Origin of the sequence: Pseudomonas sp. 1D4 (assembly GCF_001728925.1) — a bacterium.
In the GTDB taxonomy this organism is placed as follows: Bacteria; Pseudomonadota; Gammaproteobacteria; order Pseudomonadales; family Pseudomonadaceae; genus Metapseudomonas; species Metapseudomonas otitidis.
The window spans coordinates 76,349-91,788 of sequence record NZ_LXJQ01000018.1; the positions used below are offsets into that span (position 1 = coordinate 76,349).

Sequence of the window (15,440 nt, forward strand, 5' to 3'; positions counted from 1 at the left end):
CTCCTACTTGGCAACTTCAGGCGACCAGCAGCTGCTCACGCTCAAGGATCTCCGTCACATGCACGACGGCCTGCTCCTGAAGGGCTTCAAGCTGCTTGCAGATCTCCCGCCGCCACCGGCTCCGCGTCGACTCCGGCCGGCCCTCGGTGTCCCAGGTGTTGAGGTCGTAGAACTCCGTCGGAAGGATCAGCATCTCGGTTGACCGCTTCCCCTCCTTGCCTTTCATCTTCGGGATTGCCCAGGCCGTAACAGCCTTGTAAACGAAGAGCTGGGGCGCTGGAGAGCTGACCCTCGGCGCAAGCCGGCCGATAGCGCCGACCCTTCGCGCGTCGTGCGTCGAGAACCTGGCCACCAAGACATCCCACTCGGCCGCCGTCAGCTCTCGGTGCAGCCACGCATGCAGGATGCAGTCGAAGTCGAAGCGATCCTGGGCGCTCAGCAGGCTCTGCAGGCCGCCCTGCCGCTCCCTATCGATCAGCTTCTGCCAGCTCTGCTTCGCCGTGTTGTCGATGGCATCGGCAGCCAGCACCCGCACGATGGCGGGCATCACGTCGCGGTAGACCGTCATGCGAAACCTCCTTGCCCGGGCTCGCCGAACAGATCCCGCAGCAGCTCGGCGGACGCCCTGGTCCGGGCATTGCCTTCAGCGACCCAGCACTGCGCGAAGACCCGGAACGGGGTGGCGCTGCGGTTGCCGTGCCAGGACGCCAGCAGGTCCAGCAGGTCCGCCATCGCTTGGGCGCCGGCCGTCTTGGCCTTGAGCAGTTCATCGGCGGCCATCTTGATCATGCGGCGCTCGATCTCGGTCATGACCTTGCGGGGCAAGGCAAATTGGTTGGCTTGGTTCATTGCTGAGTACCCCCTATGGCTGCTTCCTGCCCCCTCCTCTGCGTAGGTGGCGGATTGTTCGTGTCTTGCGCGTCACTGCTGGCCTGATGGCCGTTTGCGGAATCGGCGGCGCTAACCTCTGTCTTGCCGTGGATGGCGGCGAAACCACGCACGTCGAGCCAAGCGCACCAGTTCTCCAGGGCTTCCCGCTGCAGCTTCTTGGCATGGGTCGCGATGTAGGTGGTCGCCATGTCGGGGAGTGCGTGGTTCACCAGCAGCTCGCCCACCAGGTAGTCCACCCCCAGATCGGTCCACCCGGTACGGGCCACCTTGCGCAGGTCGTGGCTGCTCCACTCCCCCGCGCTGATGCCACGGAACAGCGCCGACGCCTGCCGAGCCGACAGGGGTTGGCCACTGGAGCCGGGGAAGAGGTAGTCCTGCCGGCCCATGGTCCGGGTCTGGTGCTCTTGGTAGCGCTTGAGCAGCGCCATCACCTGGTCCGTGAGCGGCAGCTCGTGCTGCTGCCCTGTCTTGGTGTTGGCCGCCGGGATCACCCAGATCCGTTCCGCGAAGCTGATGTGCCGCCAGCGCGCGCAACGGGTCTCCCCTATGCGTGTGCCATGGGTCAGCATCAAAAGGGCCAGCATCGCGTCCCTTGGGGCCTTCTCGAAGCGCTCAGCCAGGTCGCCCAGCAGGCTTTCGAGCTGCATGCCGTGCAGGCGCGCCGCCTTGGGCTTGACCCGCTTGGCCACGAAGTCGGAGAACTTCACGCCGTCCAAGGGGTTGGCCAGCAGCAGCTTCAGCCTCACCGCCTGGCGCAGGCCGGCCAGCAGCACGCGCAGGATCTGGCGCACGTAGGCCACAGACAGGCTTTCCATCAGCGGCCAGACCAGCCTCTGGTCCACGGCGCCGGGAGCCAACTGGCCCAGGGGCAGCTCACCCAGCGCTGGGAGCAGGTGCCGAGCGATGGCCGACTGCACGTCGTCGCGGCGCTTGGCCTTGATGCTCCTGTCGCCCTGGACGCGGTCCTGGTACCAGCGCAGCAGGTCGCCGACGGTGCCCCAGGCAGAGGAAGACACGGCGGCCTTCCGGTCCACTGCCAGCCGCTCCAGGGCCAGCGGCAGCGCCGCGACAGCCGCCTTCGCTGTCAGGCCAGGCCAGCGCCCCAGCTTCGACCACTGCCGGCCGATCACCACCCACCAGGTCCCGCTCTGGCGGTTGGTGCTGAAGCGGAAGCGAAGGGCCTGGTGGCGCTCATCGCGCAGCTCGCGCACGTCCTGCCGGCCGGCGGCGGCGCGGATGGAGGCATCGGTGAAGGTCGTGTGTTCGGTGCGCGCGGTCATTCTTTGCCACCTCGCGAGAACTGGCGCCCCTTGAACGGGCGGCCCATCTCGACCTCCTCCTGGGAGGGCTCCCGATAGCCCAGCAGGCTCACGAATCGGCCGTACTGCCCCTGCTGCTGCAGATGGCACACGCCCGGCGAAGCGTTGCGGTTCTTCGGCATGAGGATCTCGGTGATCCCGTTCTGTCCCTCCTCGGTGTCCATGTCGCGATGGACGATCAGGATGCAACTGGCATCGGCCTCGATCTCGCCAGAGTCGCGCAAGTCGCTGGCCTGGGGGCGCTTGGCCTTTCCTGCACGCTTGGTTGACTCCCGGTTGAGCTGTGAGAGCTCGATCACCGGGACATCCAGTTCCTTGGCCAACCGAAGCAGCGACTTACTCACCGCCCCAACCTCTTCAGCGCGCGTGCGCCCCTTGGTTTCCGGCGGCACAAGGCTCAGGTAGTCCACGACGATGCCGGCCAGCCCGTGCTCACGCTTGGCGCGGCGCGCGATCGAACGCATGCGCGACGGCGTCACGGTGGGGTCATCGCAGATGTACAGGGGCGCCCCCTTGGACTGGAGGGCCGCAGTATTCAGGCGCTGCCAGTCCTCGTCCTCCATGTCCTTGGGCGACTCCAGGCGCTTCAGGTCGATTCCACCAAGGGAAGCAATGGCGCGGATACCCAGCTCTTCCTCGGGCATCTCAAGCGAGAACACCAGCCAGGGCTTCCCGCACTTCACCGCGTTGTGCTGGGCGATCTGGAGCGCCAGGGTGGTCTTGCCGCTACCCGGAAGGCCTGCGATGACCGTGACCTTCTTGGGGCGAATGCCCTGCATCAGCCGGTCCAGATCCGGCAATCCGGTCTCCTGGAACTTGGGCAGCCGATCATTCAGGCCGTCGTCGATCCGGTCGGCACACTTCAGCACCACCTCGTCCAAGCGGCGGTATGCAGGCGTGTCGTCGTCGAGGTCGCGAAGATCCGCCATAGACTCTTGAGCCCTGGCGATGATCTCGGCCAGAGGCCGATCCTCGGTGGCCAGTTCCTCGACGGTGCGAGCCGCGGCGATCAGGCGTCGCAGAACAGCGCGCTCCCGCAGATGCCTGGAGTAGGTGCGCCAGTTCGCGGTCGACGGGACGTTCATCGCGATCTCACCGGCATAGCCCAGCGTCTTCTCACCACTTGGCAACGCCTGACGCACCTGCGCCACCGTCACCGGGTCGACCGGGATGCCCTCCTCGTGGAGGTCCGTGATCGTCTGAAAGAGCGCGGCGTTGTCCTCGAAGTAGAAATCGGCCGGGGTGACCTGCTCCAGGATCTGGTCCACGAGGGAGGCCTCCTGCTGAAGGGCCGCGCGCAACACGGCACCAAGAACGCCATGCTCCGATTCCAGGCTGTACAGTTCTCGGGTCATTGCGAAACCCCGCTGCGAGCCGAATCCCAAGTGAAGCGGACGGCGCGGCCACCCTGGCGAAGGCGATCCAGCGCCCGCTCGCCGATGAAGTCCTGCAGGCTGAGCCCCCCAGCCGGAACGCTGCTGGCATCGGCCGGCAGGTTCGAGACCAGCAGGGTCGGCAGGACCTGCTGATAGCGCTGATCGATCACCTCATGCAGCAAGCCCCGCTCGTACTCGGTACCGCCCTGGGCCCCCACCTCGTCGATCACCAGCAGATCGAAGCCCACCAGCTCCTTGATCACGTCCTGTTCGGTGTACGGGGCACTCCTTGCCATGGCGCCCTTCGCGACCCGGATGATCTGGGCAGCGCTGACGATGACCGCCTGGGCGCCGTGGGCTCGGATCACATGCTGGGCAATGGCGCTGGCGAGGTGGGTCTTGCCGGTGCCGACGTTGCCCACCAGCAGCAGCGAGCGGCCGGCCTGGTAGTGCTCGGGGAAGTTCTCGGCGAACTCGCGGCAGCGCTCGAGCACGGCGGTCATCCGTGCGTTGCCTCCAGTCCGGTAGCTCTGCAGCGTCGCCTCACGGAAACGAGGCGTGATGCCGGAACCGATCAGCAGGGTATTAAGCACGCGATCCCGCTGGACCTTTTGAGCCTGCAGGTGCTGCTCGCTGCCCGCCGGCGAAGTGCGGAGGTTGGCGAAGTGGCAGGCCGGGCAGCCGGTGGCCAGCATGCCGCCGGCAAACTGTTCAACGTTGACCTCGGTGAAGGGGCCGTGCACAGGGCATTGGGCGCTGTTTTCCGGGCCAGAGGTGCGCTCGGGGGAACGGACGAAGTTAGAAATTCGGGCCGACATGATCGGGCTCCTCGTGGTGCGAATCTGGGGTGTGCTTGGGGAGGTTGGTGAAGTTCGAGGGCTTGCCCGAAGGCGGGCCGCTCGACTTGCCGGGGAACAAGCCTTGCCACCCGTTGGCGATGCTCTCCAGGATCACAGCGTCAGGGGCTGCGCAGTTGGCCAACTGCGCAACCTGCCGGGCACAGGAGGTTTGCGTCAGCGGCTTGCGGATCTCCCGCCGGTGCCGTACCCACTCCGCCCAGACCTCGGCGCTCACGTTCTCCGGCTTGGCGGCCATGGCGTCGAAGGCAGGGTCGCGCTTCTTGCGCCCAGGCTTGGCCCCCGGCTCGCCCTGTTCGCCCTGATCGACCGCCGCGACAGCGGCATCCCCCTCAGGGGGTAGGGGGTGTTCTTCTTCAGGATTCGGAGAATCAGACAATCGGAGAATCAGGGCGTTATCAGACGTTGAACCCACCGTTAACGAACCGTTGTCTAACGTTGGATTAACGTTATTTGGTTCGGTTGGAGTGGAGCCGTTAACGTGGATCAGGCGTTTATTACCGGTGACGCAACCGCCCTTTCCACGTTCGTTAACAGTGAGGAAACCGTTAGCGTCGGGCAGCGTGCTGTCCTTCTCGGTCCCGTGGGGCTTCTGGTGCTTGAGGAAGTTGCAGACCTCCACAACGGCATACCCTTCGACCTGGTAACGGCTGATGAAGCCCTTCCCGGCCAGCGCTTCAAGCCCGCGCTCGACGTCGTAGTCGTCGCCCGGGAACAGCTTGATCTTGATGCGCTTGGGTCGGTCCTCCAGGCGACCCTCTCGGTCGGCCAGCGTCCACAGCCCCAGGAAGAGCAGCCGGTCAAAGGCGCCGAGTTCAGCCAGAAGCTCGTTCTCGAAGAACCCCGGCTTGATGTTTCGAGCCCTTGCCATCAGTCATGCTCCTCCTGAGACCACCAGGTCCTTTCGGTGCGGAGCTGGATCCGGGCATGGGCGATCACAGCGCGGAGCTGGTCCGGAGAGAGCACCACCGTCTGCTCCTCCCCGAGGAAGGTCTGCTGGCTGATGGCGAAATAGCCGCCGGCGCTGATGTACACGTCGGTTTCAAAGGACGGTTTGAGTTTCATAGATCAAGCTCCTCGGTCACCCGCCGCACGAACTGGTCATAGGTCTCCGCCATGACGAAGCCCTGATCCTCCAAAGCGGCGCGGGAGGCCTTTGCGTGGCCGTACAGCACCCAGCGCTCACGCTCAGGCAACTCGCGAAACTGGCGGTAGGAAGGCCAGGGGCCGGCGATTACCGGTCGCCCGTTGGGGCCGGTGAGAATCTGCCCCGGTTTCGGTTGTGTGGTCATTCGCCGAACTCCTGCGAAGGGTTGCCACGCATCTGGAAGCGCTCCCGGCCGGCGCCGAAATCAGGGTGAGTGGCACGATGTTGGGTCACGAAGGTGCAGCCCTGGGCGAAGCGCTCGAAGACCCTGCTGATCTCCGCCTTCGACCAGACCGCGAAGGGGCGCGCATTCAGTTCCTCGTGCTTGCTTCGCACCATGGCGAATGGGCGGGGGCTGTGCGGCATCTCGCGCACGACCGCATCGATCACGCGCGGCGGGAGCCCGTAGAGCTTGCCGATGCGCTGTCGGATCGCGGTGATGCTTTCCATCCCGTTGGGGATGGAGTCGAGCAAGGGGTGGGCTCGGTCCATGTCGCCGATGGTCTCCACCAAAGCGGCAACCTGCTGCTCGGTCTGGCGCTGCCGCCGCTCCAGGTCGACCGTCAACTGGACGCTGGCCAGCAGTTGCTCGGCAGCGGTCATCGGCCGGGAGGCCTGGGCCTCCAGCTCCTGCCAGCGATCCACCAGCCTGGCGGTGAACTCGGGGCACAGCTGGGCGACGACGACGAAGCTGTCGCGCTTGTTGACCAGGTAGACCTCAACTGACCTGGCACCGGCACCCTGGTGGGAGGTTTCCTCCGTCGGAGTAAACCTGATGACGCCCCTCTCGCTCAGGCGCTCCATGGTGCGCTTGACGTTGTCGTGCCTCGACTCGACCAAGTCGGCGATCTCGCGGGACGACATGGTGGCAGGGTGATGCTCATGGATTGGGAGGCTCATGGGCGAGCCCCCCGACACATCAGCCACAGCTCCTGTGACCTGCTTTTGAAGATCTCACGGCTGATGAGCTGGACGTTGTAGAGGGCGGCGAGACAGCCGTCTGCTCGGTCTCCCTGCAGGTTGGCAAGAGGGGTTCCCACTGCCATACGTGCTACTGAAACCGCATCAGCAACCAATTTTTCGGCTGTCCAGTAGGGGTTCAGTGCCTTGCTGTCTCTGAGGTCAAACGGCTGCGCCCCGAGGGCGCGATAGCGCAGGCCTACCAGGGCAAGCTCTGCGAGCTGTTCCTGGTCCAGGCCCGACAGGGCGGGATGGGCTGAAAGCGGGCGTCTCATAGGACCTCCCGGCGAGCCGATGCAATGGCGCGCTCATGGGCCCGGAGGCAGTCCGTGGTCGTCTCGATTACCTGGCTGAGCGAGGCAACCAAGTCGCCCATCTCCTCAAGGAACCAACCGAGCTCTGCCGCCGTCGAGCTCGAGACCTCTCCCTCGCCCCCAGCGAGTCCCATCAGGGTGCCTATGGCCGAGAGCCCCTTTCCAACGTTGAACAGGCTGGCGCTGGCATTGCCTCTTTTCCGCCTTACCTCTGTCTCCTCATCAGCGCTGAGAGCTCTGCGCTGGGAACAGGTCGGGTCGTTGCGGATGCCTGCAGCGATGAACTCAGACAGGCTCATTGGACACCCCCACCAGCAGCCATGCCGCGAGAACAGGCTGCAGTCATTGCGCCGATCATCTCGGTCAGAAGCGCCAGAACGGCAGCCTCAGCCTCATCAATGCCAATGGAAGCGTCGCGCGACATTCGCCTGATGAAGGCGGTGAGGCCATCAAGTACCTCCTCGTAGCACTCCATCACCTCCTCAACTGGAACCCCTCCACGCACCTCAAGAATGCAATGGCCGGTACCGGAAGACTGGAGAAAGGCTACGCACTGAGTCGTGCTCGCCTGTTGCGCAACCACGGGCGCTTTGCTATTTTCCGGGTGTGACATTTTCTCGCTCCTTTCAAGCGATGAAGTAACTTCCACCCGCGCCAACGGGTGGTTCTAAAGAGCCCGCCGCCAAGCGGGCTTTTTCATGCCTGCGATTTGGCGGTTAAGGCCATCATCCACAGGTCCTGAAAACTGCAAGCCCCCGTCTAGGGCGGCCTTTCGGGGCTCAAGCGAGCGCGCATATCACTGGTCTCCGGGAATGCAACGCCCAGCACGGGAGGTTGCTCTTTCCCTGATTTGAGGTAGGGGGGCGCCACTTCTGAGTAGGCAACGGAGTCATTCGTACAGCCGGGCACTGGATATCCGAACAGCACAATCACAGCACTGCCTCACACGCAGCTCGACCGCTATCATTTGCCTCAAGGTTGGGCACCTCTTCGGGATAGAGGTCCGGGCGAAGGCGGGAGCGGGAAATGCCGGTGGCCGCCTCGATCTTCAGAACATGCTTTGCTGGAACACGGCCGGTTGAGCACATGTGCTGGACGTTCTGAGGGGTACAGCCAAGGGCTTTAGCTAGCGCTGTTTGACTTCCCAAGGTTTTGGCCGCCAATGCAGCAGCGTTAAGACTCATGGCACTGCACCTGAGACGATGGAGATCAGCCTTAGCCTACAGTCGTTATTTTCAATTTACAAACGACATTTGCAATGACCCCTACAACAACAGGTTGTACCCTTGAGCCATGACTACGTTCGCTGAACTCATTGCCGAAGGCCGGAAGAAGATCGGGCTCAATCAATCTGAGCTTGCCAGGCGACTCGGCATCACCCCTCAGTCCGTCCAGGCCTGGGAGTCGGGCCGATCCATACCTCGACCGAGCCTATTGGGCGATATCTCTGGCATTACAGGGATTCCCCTCCGGGATCTGATAGGGGCGTCGCTCCAAACGGCCACGCCCGACGGCAAGAAGGCCCGGGAGTTCGTCGCGGAGATCCTCAAATCCCGCATCCCTGAGGCAAACGCCAGCCTTGGTGATCCGATAGAGGTGTGGGATGACGACACCCCGCTAGACGATGATGAGGTGTATGTGCCGTTCCTCAAGGAAGTAGAACTGGCAGCAGGGTCGGGCAGAACATCAATTGAAACCTCCAGCAAGCGCAAACTGCGCTTCGGCAAGGCGACTCTGCGCAATCAGGGCGTTCAATTCGACAAAGCGGTAGCAGTAACTGTTCACGGCGATAGCATGGCGCCGATGCTGCCAGACGGGAGCACGGTAGGCGTGGATACGGGCTCCACCATCGTCCGTGATGGCAAGACCTACGCCATCAATCACGACGGTCAGTTACGGGTGAAGACTCTTCATAGGCTTCCCGATGGGGGGATTCGGATGCGGAGTTTCAACCGTGAGGAGTACCCGGACGAGGAATACACCCTTGAGGAAATGGAGCAGAAGAACATCTCTATCCTCGGGCGTGTTTTCTGGTCCTCCATGCTCTGGTAGGACTTCAAAGGCCGGCTGAAGCCGGCTTTTTTTGGCTCGCATTTACAACTTATGTTTGCAAACTACAAATTCTGTTTGTAATCTCTGCCGCATCACCTCCTCGGCAGAGATCTCAAAATGGACGTTATCACTGCACATGGCTTCACCGGCTTCCTTGGCAAAGGAGCCGCACCGCGCGAGCTTGAGTGCCTCCTGGCCATCGCCTCCGGCCTCACCAGCAAGGAAGCTGCCAAAGACCTCGGAGTCGCCCCGGGCACCATCGAAAAGCGCCTCCTGTCGCTGAGCACCAAGCTGGGTGTCACCCGCCGCGCGGCCATGGTAGCCGAGGCATTCAAGCGCGGCCTCATCACCCCCGCACTGTGCGCAGTTCTGGCGGCCCATGCCGTCATCGCTGACCAGCAGCACGAAATGATCCGTAGGCCAAGCCCGGCTCGCCGCAGCGAGCTGGTCCACGCTGCCCGCGCGGCCGAAATGGCCTGGGTGGTGTGACATGGTCTGGAACCCGGACAGCCTCGACTTCCTCGCCCTGGACCTGCAGGAGCACCTGCGCGACATCGGAGCCTTCTGCAACCACTGGAACCGGCCGGCGCAACGCGCCTTTGCTGAGTACCTGCAGACGCTGGGCAAGCCGATTGAGTCGGTCACCGTTGCCGAGCTGCAGGCCGCCGCCAACCACTCCGAAGAGGTGGTGCGCCGCCTCGCCAACCGAGGTGCCCTGTGATGCTCAAGACCATCGCCCTGCTCGTCGCCGCCCTGCTGTGGCTCTTCCTCGCCGCCGTCATGGCTCACCAGTTGGCACCGCTCATGCTCACCAGCGGCCGGCCCGAGCTGGTCCTGCTGGCCTTCCTGCTTCCCCCTGCGTGGCTGATCGTGGGATTGGCCGCCTATATCAAAATCGCCGACTACGGCTGGCGCGAGCGCTGGGAGGCACCGCTGCCCCCTGAAGCCTTCGACCAGCCCGCGCCGGCCGTGAGGTGCTGGTCATGACAAGCCGTTCCTTCCTCCCCATGAAGCCCGAGCATCTGGATCGCTTGGCTGAGCTTTTTTCCATGCAGCACCTGAAGCCCAGGACACTCCTCTTGGTTGCGAGGCGACTGTCCAGGCAGGCAGACCTGCGCTTCGACATCGAGGACTACAGCGAGGCCAAGAAGGTCTTGGAGGCGGACAGCAGCTTCCAGGCACGGCTCATGCTCAAGAAGTGGGAGGCCTTGTGGAAAGGTGTGCGGACATCGACCGAAGAGACTCGGCGCGCGCTCGGTAAGTGGCTGCTGGGGGCTGAGTCCCTGCGGCTGTTCTCCGATCTCAGTTACTCGGACTTGTGCGACTGCCTCGGCATCAATCAGGTGCACCGCGTTGGCCTCGACCCTGCGCCAAAGCCTGGGCGGCTCCTCTGGGACTTGTGCTTTGTCCACGGCCTGGAAGACAGCGCGGCGAGCATGAGCGGCCGCCGGCAAAGCGACTCGAAGGATGGCCCGCTGTTCCACTGCCTGCTCACCATCATGGCCGACAACATGGACAAGATGCCCGATCCGTTCGCCCCGGGCGGGCCGTTCTACGGGGTCCCCACTCGCCGCCTCTACCAGGACGGCACACAAACGATCCAGCGGCCGGCACTGGTGGTGCACAGCAATGACGGCAGCAGCAGGACCATCGAGCGCGCGCCGGAGGTGGTGAAGTGAGCGAGAAGATCAAGCCGTGCCACTGCGGCTACGAAGGTGAGCTGATGGGCATGGTGCACGCGGGTTTCCTGAGCCTGACTTGCCCCAGCTGCAACCGCACCGTGCAGGCCTTCACCACCGAAGGCCTGGCCCAGGCATGGAATAAGCCCGCACCTGACAGCGCTTCAGACCATCACAACGACGCCGCGGATTCGCCAAGGAGTTCGAAATGAGAGCCGTCTTCGAAGGAGGGCTGGCTGTGGCGGCTCTCTTCTTCCTGCTTACCGGCGGGCTGTTCTTCTTCGGCGAGCTGGTGGACCGGGAGAAGGGCCTGCAGCGTGTGAACAGCCAGGACATCACCTGTGTCTATCGCGGCCGGGCTGCGCTGCAGTGCTGGCCTGAAGTGAGCGAGCCCGAACTTCAGGAACAGGCCCTACGGGCTCAGAGCGGGAGGATCCAGCTTTGAACCCTATAGCCAGAGCAGCGCTTGGACGGGCCAGAGCCAAGGCCTGCCCCCGTGCCACTACCACCAAGCGCCCGAGCGTCGCAGCGCCAGTGGCAACGAAGATGGAGTGCCGCCTTCCAGCGCCACCAGTTCAAGCCAAGCCAGCGGCAGCACCCAGGATCGATATGGTCCTGCGGATTGAAGGCAGGCGGGAGGCGCTCGGGATCTGCGAGCGCGCCCAGGCCATGCTCACGACTCGCCAGGATCTAGAGCGCCTGCTGGAGCAGTTGCAGACAGCCGCATCTGGGCGCCCTGAGAGCTACGCCGCCGGCGTCCTTGAGGTGGCCGATCTGGTCGAGAAGCTGCTTCCTGGCAGTGAACTCCAGGCCTGGGACGAAACAGAAGGATGCGCGCCACAAGACGCGCGCACTACCGACCGTAGCACGCCACGGTCGTTGATAGAGCGGAGGGCGTGGCCGTGACTCGCTATGTCACCGTGAAGAGGTTCTCAGCCGAGTCGGGCTACACCGAAGCCGCCATCAGGGCAAAAATCCGCGATGGCATTTGGAGACTCGGGGAGATCTGGAAGAGGGCCCCGGACCAGCGGACCCTCATAGACATTGAAGGCTATGAAAGATGGGTAGAGATGGGAGAGGGGTCAGAGCAATCTCTGACTCCAGCATCGAAATCACGTTCATGTACCAGGGGATCAGGTGTCGCGAGCGGATCAAGCTCAAGCCCACCGCCACTAATCTGAAGCGAGCCGAGCAGCACAAGGCGGCGATTGAGCTGTCCATCGCCAATGGAACGTTCGTCTACGCGGCGACGTTTCCAGGCTCTCCACGGGCGCAGCAGTTCACGCCCGCCAAGCGCTTGGAAACTCTGGGCGCTTTCCTTCCGCGCTGGCTCGATGCGAAGAGAAAGCACGTTTCGTCGAGCACCTGGGATGGTTACAGGAAGATCATCGCGGGAAGGCTGGTACCTCAGTTTGGTGAGTTGATGCCGTCGCAGTTGACCAGGCGCATGATCAAGGACTGGCTCGACACTCTGGCGGTCGGAAACAAGCGTTTGGCCAACATTCAGAGCTGTCTTCGCTCGGCTCTTACCGACGCTGTAGAAGAGGAGCTCATCGATGACAACCCGCTCGCCTCTTGGACCTATCGGCGAAAGGAGGCGCCGAGCACCGATGACGACGTGGATCCGTTCGATGCACAGGAGCAGCTGGCGATTCTTGCAGCACTGCCGGAGCAAGGACGGAACATGATCCGCTTCGCATTCTGGACCGGCATGCGCACGAGCGAGCTGATCGCGCTGGACTGGGGAGATGTGGACTGGATCAGAGGGGAGGTGTGCGTGCGCAGGGCGATGACCCAGGCCGCGAAGGGAGAGGCAGAGGTGACCAAGACGGTCGCGGGGAACAGGCGCATAAAGCTGTTGGCGCCGGCACTGGAAGCGCTGAATGCCCAGAAGGCTCTCACCTACCTGGCCGATCGCGAGATCTTCCAGAACCCAAGGACGGGCGAGCGGTGGGCCGGAGATGGACCGATCCGGAAGACGATGTGGATTTACGCACTGAAGAAGGCTGGCGTGCGTTATCGCTATCCTTACCAGACCAGGCACACCTATGCGTCGATGATGCTGTCCGCTGGCGAACACCCAATGTGGGTGGCGGAGCAGATGGGACACTCTGACTGGACTATGATCGCCAGGGTCTATGGGCGCTGGATGCCGACCTCTGATCCAAGTGCAGGATCTAAGGCCGTATCCGTGTTCAGCGCGGAGAAGAAACTAGACGGAATGACAGGGTAATGACAGCAAATACACGGGAAGGCCCGTATTTGCTGGGGTGGCGGAGGGTTCAAATCCCCCCGGCCACCAAACGCAAACGATAAGCCCCTGATTTTCTTAGCGAATCTCAGGGGCTTTTTCGTTCTTGCTTTTTAAGTGTCGAAAAACTGTCGATTCTAGGAACTGAAGCGCATCCTGTCGCATGGCCTTCCTATGGCACTCAAAATGGTGGCATTAGGCTTTGCTTTTTGGTTCAGTACGCAGCACAGCGCTACGGCAAAGAGAAGGAACCTCTTGTGATCCCCGCCCTGAATCAGTCTGGTGTCTTACCTCCGTTCATCCAGGAATTTGGCCCTACTAGCTCTGCCGCGATGGCGCCCTATGGCACGTCAATGGCAGTAGTAGCCTCTCGGTTTACGTCAACCCCAGAACGAAAGGCTATTTTCGAGGGTCTACTAAACTTCAGAGAGCAACTACGCCAAGCAGGGCTTGTAGAAGGCTTTCAATGGCTTGCAGGAAGCTATCTAGAAGACTGTGAACGATACAGAGGAAGACCGCCGAAGGACGTCGACATCGTGACTTTTGCCAGGCGTCCGACTGGAATGGAAGAAATGTCCGCATGGCAGGGGTTCGTACAGCAAAACATGCATGTCTTTGACAAAAGGCTGATCAAAGACACACATATGTGCGACTCATACCACGTTGACCTCAGCCTTCCAACCGAGGCGATAGTATCCAGTACAAGATTCTGGTTCGGTCTCTTCTCGCATCAGAGAGACACATACCTCTGGAAAGGAATTTTAGCCGTCCCACTAATTGATGACGACGAAGCAGCTCGCCAAATACTAGCGGGAGGTGAGTAAATGCCTCGCAAACTTACAACGGACTCGCTCAAGGCAGAAGAATCTGGTCTAAAAGCGCTTTTAGCTGACGCAGAAAAATACGGCGATATCGTAGGTCAAATTCAGTACAAACAGCGCCTAGAAGAAATATCAAAAGACATAGAGAGCCTAGAAAGCAATCCAAATCCATTTGCAAGTGTCGCACTATACTTTAGCGGACGCCCTGTAATAGGATCGAGGGGCATCGCTGCAGAGTTTGCCAGCAAAGCCCTAGGCAACTACCAAGAATTGATTTCCAAAACTTTCGCAAAATCTGAATTAGGCGCTATTGGCGAACGAGGAAAGGTCCCGCTTAAGCAAAGCACTGAATTAATGGTTACAGGCCTGACTCATGGATCCTTTGGGTTCATTCTTGATGAACTCTCTAACCAAGATGAGCTGCACGACACGGCCCTTAAGGAAGTCGTAAGCACCGTTACTGAATTACTCTATCGTGTAAGCTCTTCAAATGAAGAGGATTTCGAAAGAGCTGCGGAGGAACTGGACTCAAGAACCCTTATTACATTAAGAGAGTTCTTCAAGGACCTAGATAGCTCCGAGGCCACCATTCGAATAGTCGAAGACAATACCGACATTACACTTGACGACAGATCAATCCATCGAGGAAGAGTACGTACAGAAGCGACTCAGATCGAGGACTCCATGGAGAGAATTGAAGGAGTGCTGACTGGATTCCTTCCAGAGCACAGAAAATTCGAGATTAAGATCAGCTCCGGCGAAACCATTTATGGCACCGCTACCAAGGAGGCGACCGAGCACTTCATGAAAGTAGTCGCTCATGGAAACGCAGTTCTTGGAAGATCGTGCAGGGCCAACATTTACATCAAGCATGTGAAATCCCTAAACAGAGAGCCACGCGAGATCTACCGACTTATCGAATTCCACCAACTTGGATAACTAAAAGCCCCGTACCAGGGGCTTTTTATTGCCGCGCAATTGCGCATAACGATCCAAAATTTACTGCACCTTAAATATGATCCGGTGATAGATGGGCATAGCACATTGTTATGGTCAAAGTTGAGTGACGCCAGGATTTTCTGCAGCGTAAGAATGCGTCCGCCTGAATCGCCCCGGTTTTCCTAAACACTTTCCAATCTCTGGAAATAGCGCTTTTCAAACTCTACTGGCGATAGCTGCATAGCGCTGCTGTGCCGGCGCTAGGGTTACAAATATCTCGATGTAATCGAACACATCACTGCGGGCTTCTTCGCGGGTGCCGTAGGTTTTCCGTCGGATACGCTCCCGCTTCAGCAACTAGAAAAGCTTTCCGCGACCGCGTTGTCGTGGCAGTTGCCGCGTCGATTCATGCAGCTGATCAGGTTGTTTGTCTTAAGGAAGCTCTGCCAATCTGAGCTACTGAACTGGCTGCCCCCTCGACTGGCTTTTGCCATACTGCCGCTCCCAATTCCCAGGATGGAGATGCCCCATGACACTGACGTTGGACGCCGCAAAGGCCATACGGGACGGCGGGATCGATGCGCTGGCGGCGCTGAATGACCTGCTCCGCGAGGCGCTGCCCCACCTCACGGAGGCACAGCAGGACGACCTGACCCGGATCACCGGCAAAGCCATGGGCATGATCGTCATGGACCTCATCAACCCCGCCGTGAAGGCCTATCCCGAGCTGGAGCCGGAGCAGAAGACCTGGAAGGCCGTAGCCCGCGAGACGGCCTCAAGGCGCGCGGCCCAAGCGCAAGCCTGACCACACCTCCCCTCCCCGCCCACAAAAAA

24 protein-coding genes and 1 pseudogene are annotated in these 15,440 nt (G+C 61.3%); 11 read left to right on the plus strand and 14 right to left on the minus strand.

Going from position 1 to position 15,440, the window contains the following annotated elements; all coding sequences use genetic code 11:
- Positions 1 to 16: 16 nt before the first annotated feature.
- From A7D27_RS11715 to A7D27_RS27140, 13 genes are all read right to left on the minus strand, one after another.
- Complete coding sequence (locus A7D27_RS11715) at positions 17 to 568, minus strand: hypothetical protein (protein ID WP_069564976.1); 552 nt, start codon at positions 566 to 568, stop codon at positions 17 to 19.
- Entirely contained in the window at positions 565 to 849 is a 285-nt protein-coding gene (locus A7D27_RS11720; protein WP_069564977.1) for a hypothetical protein, read from the minus strand. The genes A7D27_RS11715 and A7D27_RS11720 overlap by 4 nt, the downstream gene beginning before the upstream one ends.
- Entirely contained in the window at positions 846 to 2,171 is a 1,326-nt protein-coding gene (locus tag A7D27_RS11725) for a site-specific integrase (RefSeq protein WP_069564978.1), read from the minus strand. Before A7D27_RS11725 ends, A7D27_RS11720 begins: the two co-directional genes overlap by 4 nt.
- Positions 2,168 to 3,565 carry a DnaB-like helicase C-terminal domain-containing protein gene (locus A7D27_RS11730; protein WP_069564979.1) on the minus strand — a complete coding sequence of 466 codons (1,398 nt, stop codon included), beginning with the start codon at positions 3,563 to 3,565 and terminating at the stop codon, positions 2,168 to 2,170. Before A7D27_RS11730 ends, A7D27_RS11725 begins: the two co-directional genes overlap by 4 nt.
- Positions 3,562 to 4,404 carry an ATP-binding protein gene (locus tag A7D27_RS11735; RefSeq protein WP_069564980.1) on the minus strand — a complete coding sequence of 281 codons (843 nt, stop codon included), beginning with the start codon at positions 4,402 to 4,404 and terminating at the stop codon, positions 3,562 to 3,564. The genes A7D27_RS11730 and A7D27_RS11735 overlap by 4 nt, the downstream gene beginning before the upstream one ends.
- Positions 4,385 to 5,314 (minus strand): hypothetical protein, encoded by a 930-nt coding sequence (locus A7D27_RS11740; RefSeq protein ID WP_069564981.1) that lies wholly within the window; start codon positions 5,312 to 5,314, stop codon positions 4,385 to 4,387. The genes A7D27_RS11735 and A7D27_RS11740 overlap by 20 nt, the downstream gene beginning before the upstream one ends.
- Positions 5,314 to 5,508 (minus strand): hypothetical protein, encoded by a 195-nt coding sequence (locus tag A7D27_RS11745; RefSeq protein ID WP_069564982.1) that lies wholly within the window; start codon positions 5,506 to 5,508, stop codon positions 5,314 to 5,316. Before A7D27_RS11745 ends, A7D27_RS11740 begins: the two co-directional genes overlap by 1 nt.
- Positions 5,505 to 5,735 (minus strand): hypothetical protein, encoded by a 231-nt coding sequence (locus A7D27_RS11750; RefSeq protein ID WP_069564983.1) that lies wholly within the window; start codon positions 5,733 to 5,735, stop codon positions 5,505 to 5,507. The genes A7D27_RS11745 and A7D27_RS11750 overlap by 4 nt, the downstream gene beginning before the upstream one ends.
- Entirely contained in the window at positions 5,732 to 6,490 is a 759-nt protein-coding gene (locus A7D27_RS11755; RefSeq protein WP_069564984.1) for a Rha family transcriptional regulator, read from the minus strand. The genes A7D27_RS11750 and A7D27_RS11755 overlap by 4 nt, the downstream gene beginning before the upstream one ends.
- Positions 6,487 to 6,825, minus strand: a complete 339-nt coding sequence (locus A7D27_RS11760) for a hypothetical protein (protein ID WP_069564985.1) — start codon at positions 6,823 to 6,825, stop codon at positions 6,487 to 6,489. Before A7D27_RS11760 ends, A7D27_RS11755 begins: the two co-directional genes overlap by 4 nt.
- A complete protein-coding gene (locus A7D27_RS11765) occupies positions 6,822 to 7,163 on the minus strand; it encodes a hypothetical protein (protein ID WP_069564986.1) in 342 nt (113 codons plus the stop codon). The genes A7D27_RS11760 and A7D27_RS11765 overlap by 4 nt, the downstream gene beginning before the upstream one ends.
- A complete protein-coding gene (locus A7D27_RS11770; protein WP_069564987.1) occupies positions 7,160 to 7,477 on the minus strand; it encodes a hypothetical protein in 318 nt (105 codons plus the stop codon). Before A7D27_RS11770 ends, A7D27_RS11765 begins: the two co-directional genes overlap by 4 nt.
- Positions 7,478 to 7,793: 316 nt before the next feature.
- Positions 7,794 to 8,048, minus strand: a complete 255-nt coding sequence (locus A7D27_RS27140) for a YdaS family helix-turn-helix protein (RefSeq protein WP_083265607.1) — start codon at positions 8,046 to 8,048, stop codon at positions 7,794 to 7,796.
- Positions 8,049 to 8,157: 109 nt separating this feature from the next.
- Here A7D27_RS27140 and A7D27_RS11775 point away from each other — a divergent pair, with 109 nt between their 5' ends.
- From A7D27_RS11775 to A7D27_RS27815, 10 genes are all read left to right on the plus strand, one after another.
- Entirely contained in the window at positions 8,158 to 8,916 is a 759-nt protein-coding gene (locus A7D27_RS11775) for a helix-turn-helix transcriptional regulator (protein ID WP_069564988.1), read from the plus strand.
- 117 nt (positions 8,917 to 9,033) lie between these two features.
- Positions 9,034 to 9,405, plus strand: coding sequence for a helix-turn-helix transcriptional regulator (locus tag A7D27_RS11780; RefSeq protein ID WP_069564989.1), 372 nt, complete (start codon positions 9,034 to 9,036; stop codon positions 9,403 to 9,405).
- A gap of 1 nt (position 9,406) precedes the next feature.
- Positions 9,407 to 9,637: a hypothetical protein gene (locus A7D27_RS11785; protein ID WP_069564990.1), complete on the plus strand. Its 231-nt coding sequence runs from the start codon at positions 9,407 to 9,409 to the stop codon at positions 9,635 to 9,637.
- The gene (locus A7D27_RS11790; protein WP_069564991.1) at positions 9,637 to 9,903 is read left to right on the plus strand and encodes a hypothetical protein; all 267 of its coding nucleotides are present in this window, start codon (positions 9,637 to 9,639) and stop codon (positions 9,901 to 9,903) included. The genes A7D27_RS11785 and A7D27_RS11790 overlap by 1 nt, the downstream gene beginning before the upstream one ends.
- The gene (locus A7D27_RS11795; protein WP_069564992.1) at positions 9,900 to 10,595 is read left to right on the plus strand and encodes a hypothetical protein; all 696 of its coding nucleotides are present in this window, start codon (positions 9,900 to 9,902) and stop codon (positions 10,593 to 10,595) included. Before A7D27_RS11790 ends, A7D27_RS11795 begins: the two co-directional genes overlap by 4 nt.
- The gene (locus A7D27_RS11800) at positions 10,592 to 10,807 is read left to right on the plus strand and encodes a hypothetical protein (protein ID WP_069564993.1); all 216 of its coding nucleotides are present in this window, start codon (positions 10,592 to 10,594) and stop codon (positions 10,805 to 10,807) included. The genes A7D27_RS11795 and A7D27_RS11800 overlap by 4 nt, the downstream gene beginning before the upstream one ends.
- Positions 10,804 to 11,040 carry a hypothetical protein gene (locus A7D27_RS11805; protein WP_069564994.1) on the plus strand — a complete coding sequence of 79 codons (237 nt, stop codon included), beginning with the start codon at positions 10,804 to 10,806 and terminating at the stop codon, positions 11,038 to 11,040. Before A7D27_RS11800 ends, A7D27_RS11805 begins: the two co-directional genes overlap by 4 nt.
- 675 nt (positions 11,041 to 11,715) lie before the next feature.
- Complete coding sequence (locus A7D27_RS11815) at positions 11,716 to 12,828, plus strand: site-specific integrase (protein WP_240922963.1); 1,113 nt, start codon at positions 11,716 to 11,718, stop codon at positions 12,826 to 12,828.
- Between the two features lie 275 nt (positions 12,829 to 13,103).
- Positions 13,104 to 13,670 carry a hypothetical protein gene (locus A7D27_RS29085; protein ID WP_069564997.1) on the plus strand — a complete coding sequence of 189 codons (567 nt, stop codon included), beginning with the start codon at positions 13,104 to 13,106 and terminating at the stop codon, positions 13,668 to 13,670.
- On the plus strand, positions 13,671 to 14,606 hold the full coding sequence (locus tag A7D27_RS27815) for a hypothetical protein (RefSeq protein WP_139134082.1): 936 nt from the start codon (positions 13,671 to 13,673) through the stop codon (positions 14,604 to 14,606).
- A 182-nt stretch (positions 14,607 to 14,788) separates the two neighbouring features.
- On the opposite strand, the pseudogene A7D27_RS27150 reads toward A7D27_RS27815, so the two are convergent.
- Positions 14,789 to 15,079 (minus strand): annotated as a pseudogene (locus tag A7D27_RS27150) (IS3 family transposase); the annotation flags it as partial.
- 56 nt (positions 15,080 to 15,135) lie between these two features.
- Between A7D27_RS27150 and A7D27_RS11830 the strand changes: the two are divergent.
- Positions 15,136 to 15,411, plus strand: coding sequence for a hypothetical protein (locus A7D27_RS11830; protein ID WP_069561658.1), 276 nt, complete (start codon positions 15,136 to 15,138; stop codon positions 15,409 to 15,411).
- Positions 15,412 to 15,440: the final 29 nt, after the last annotated feature.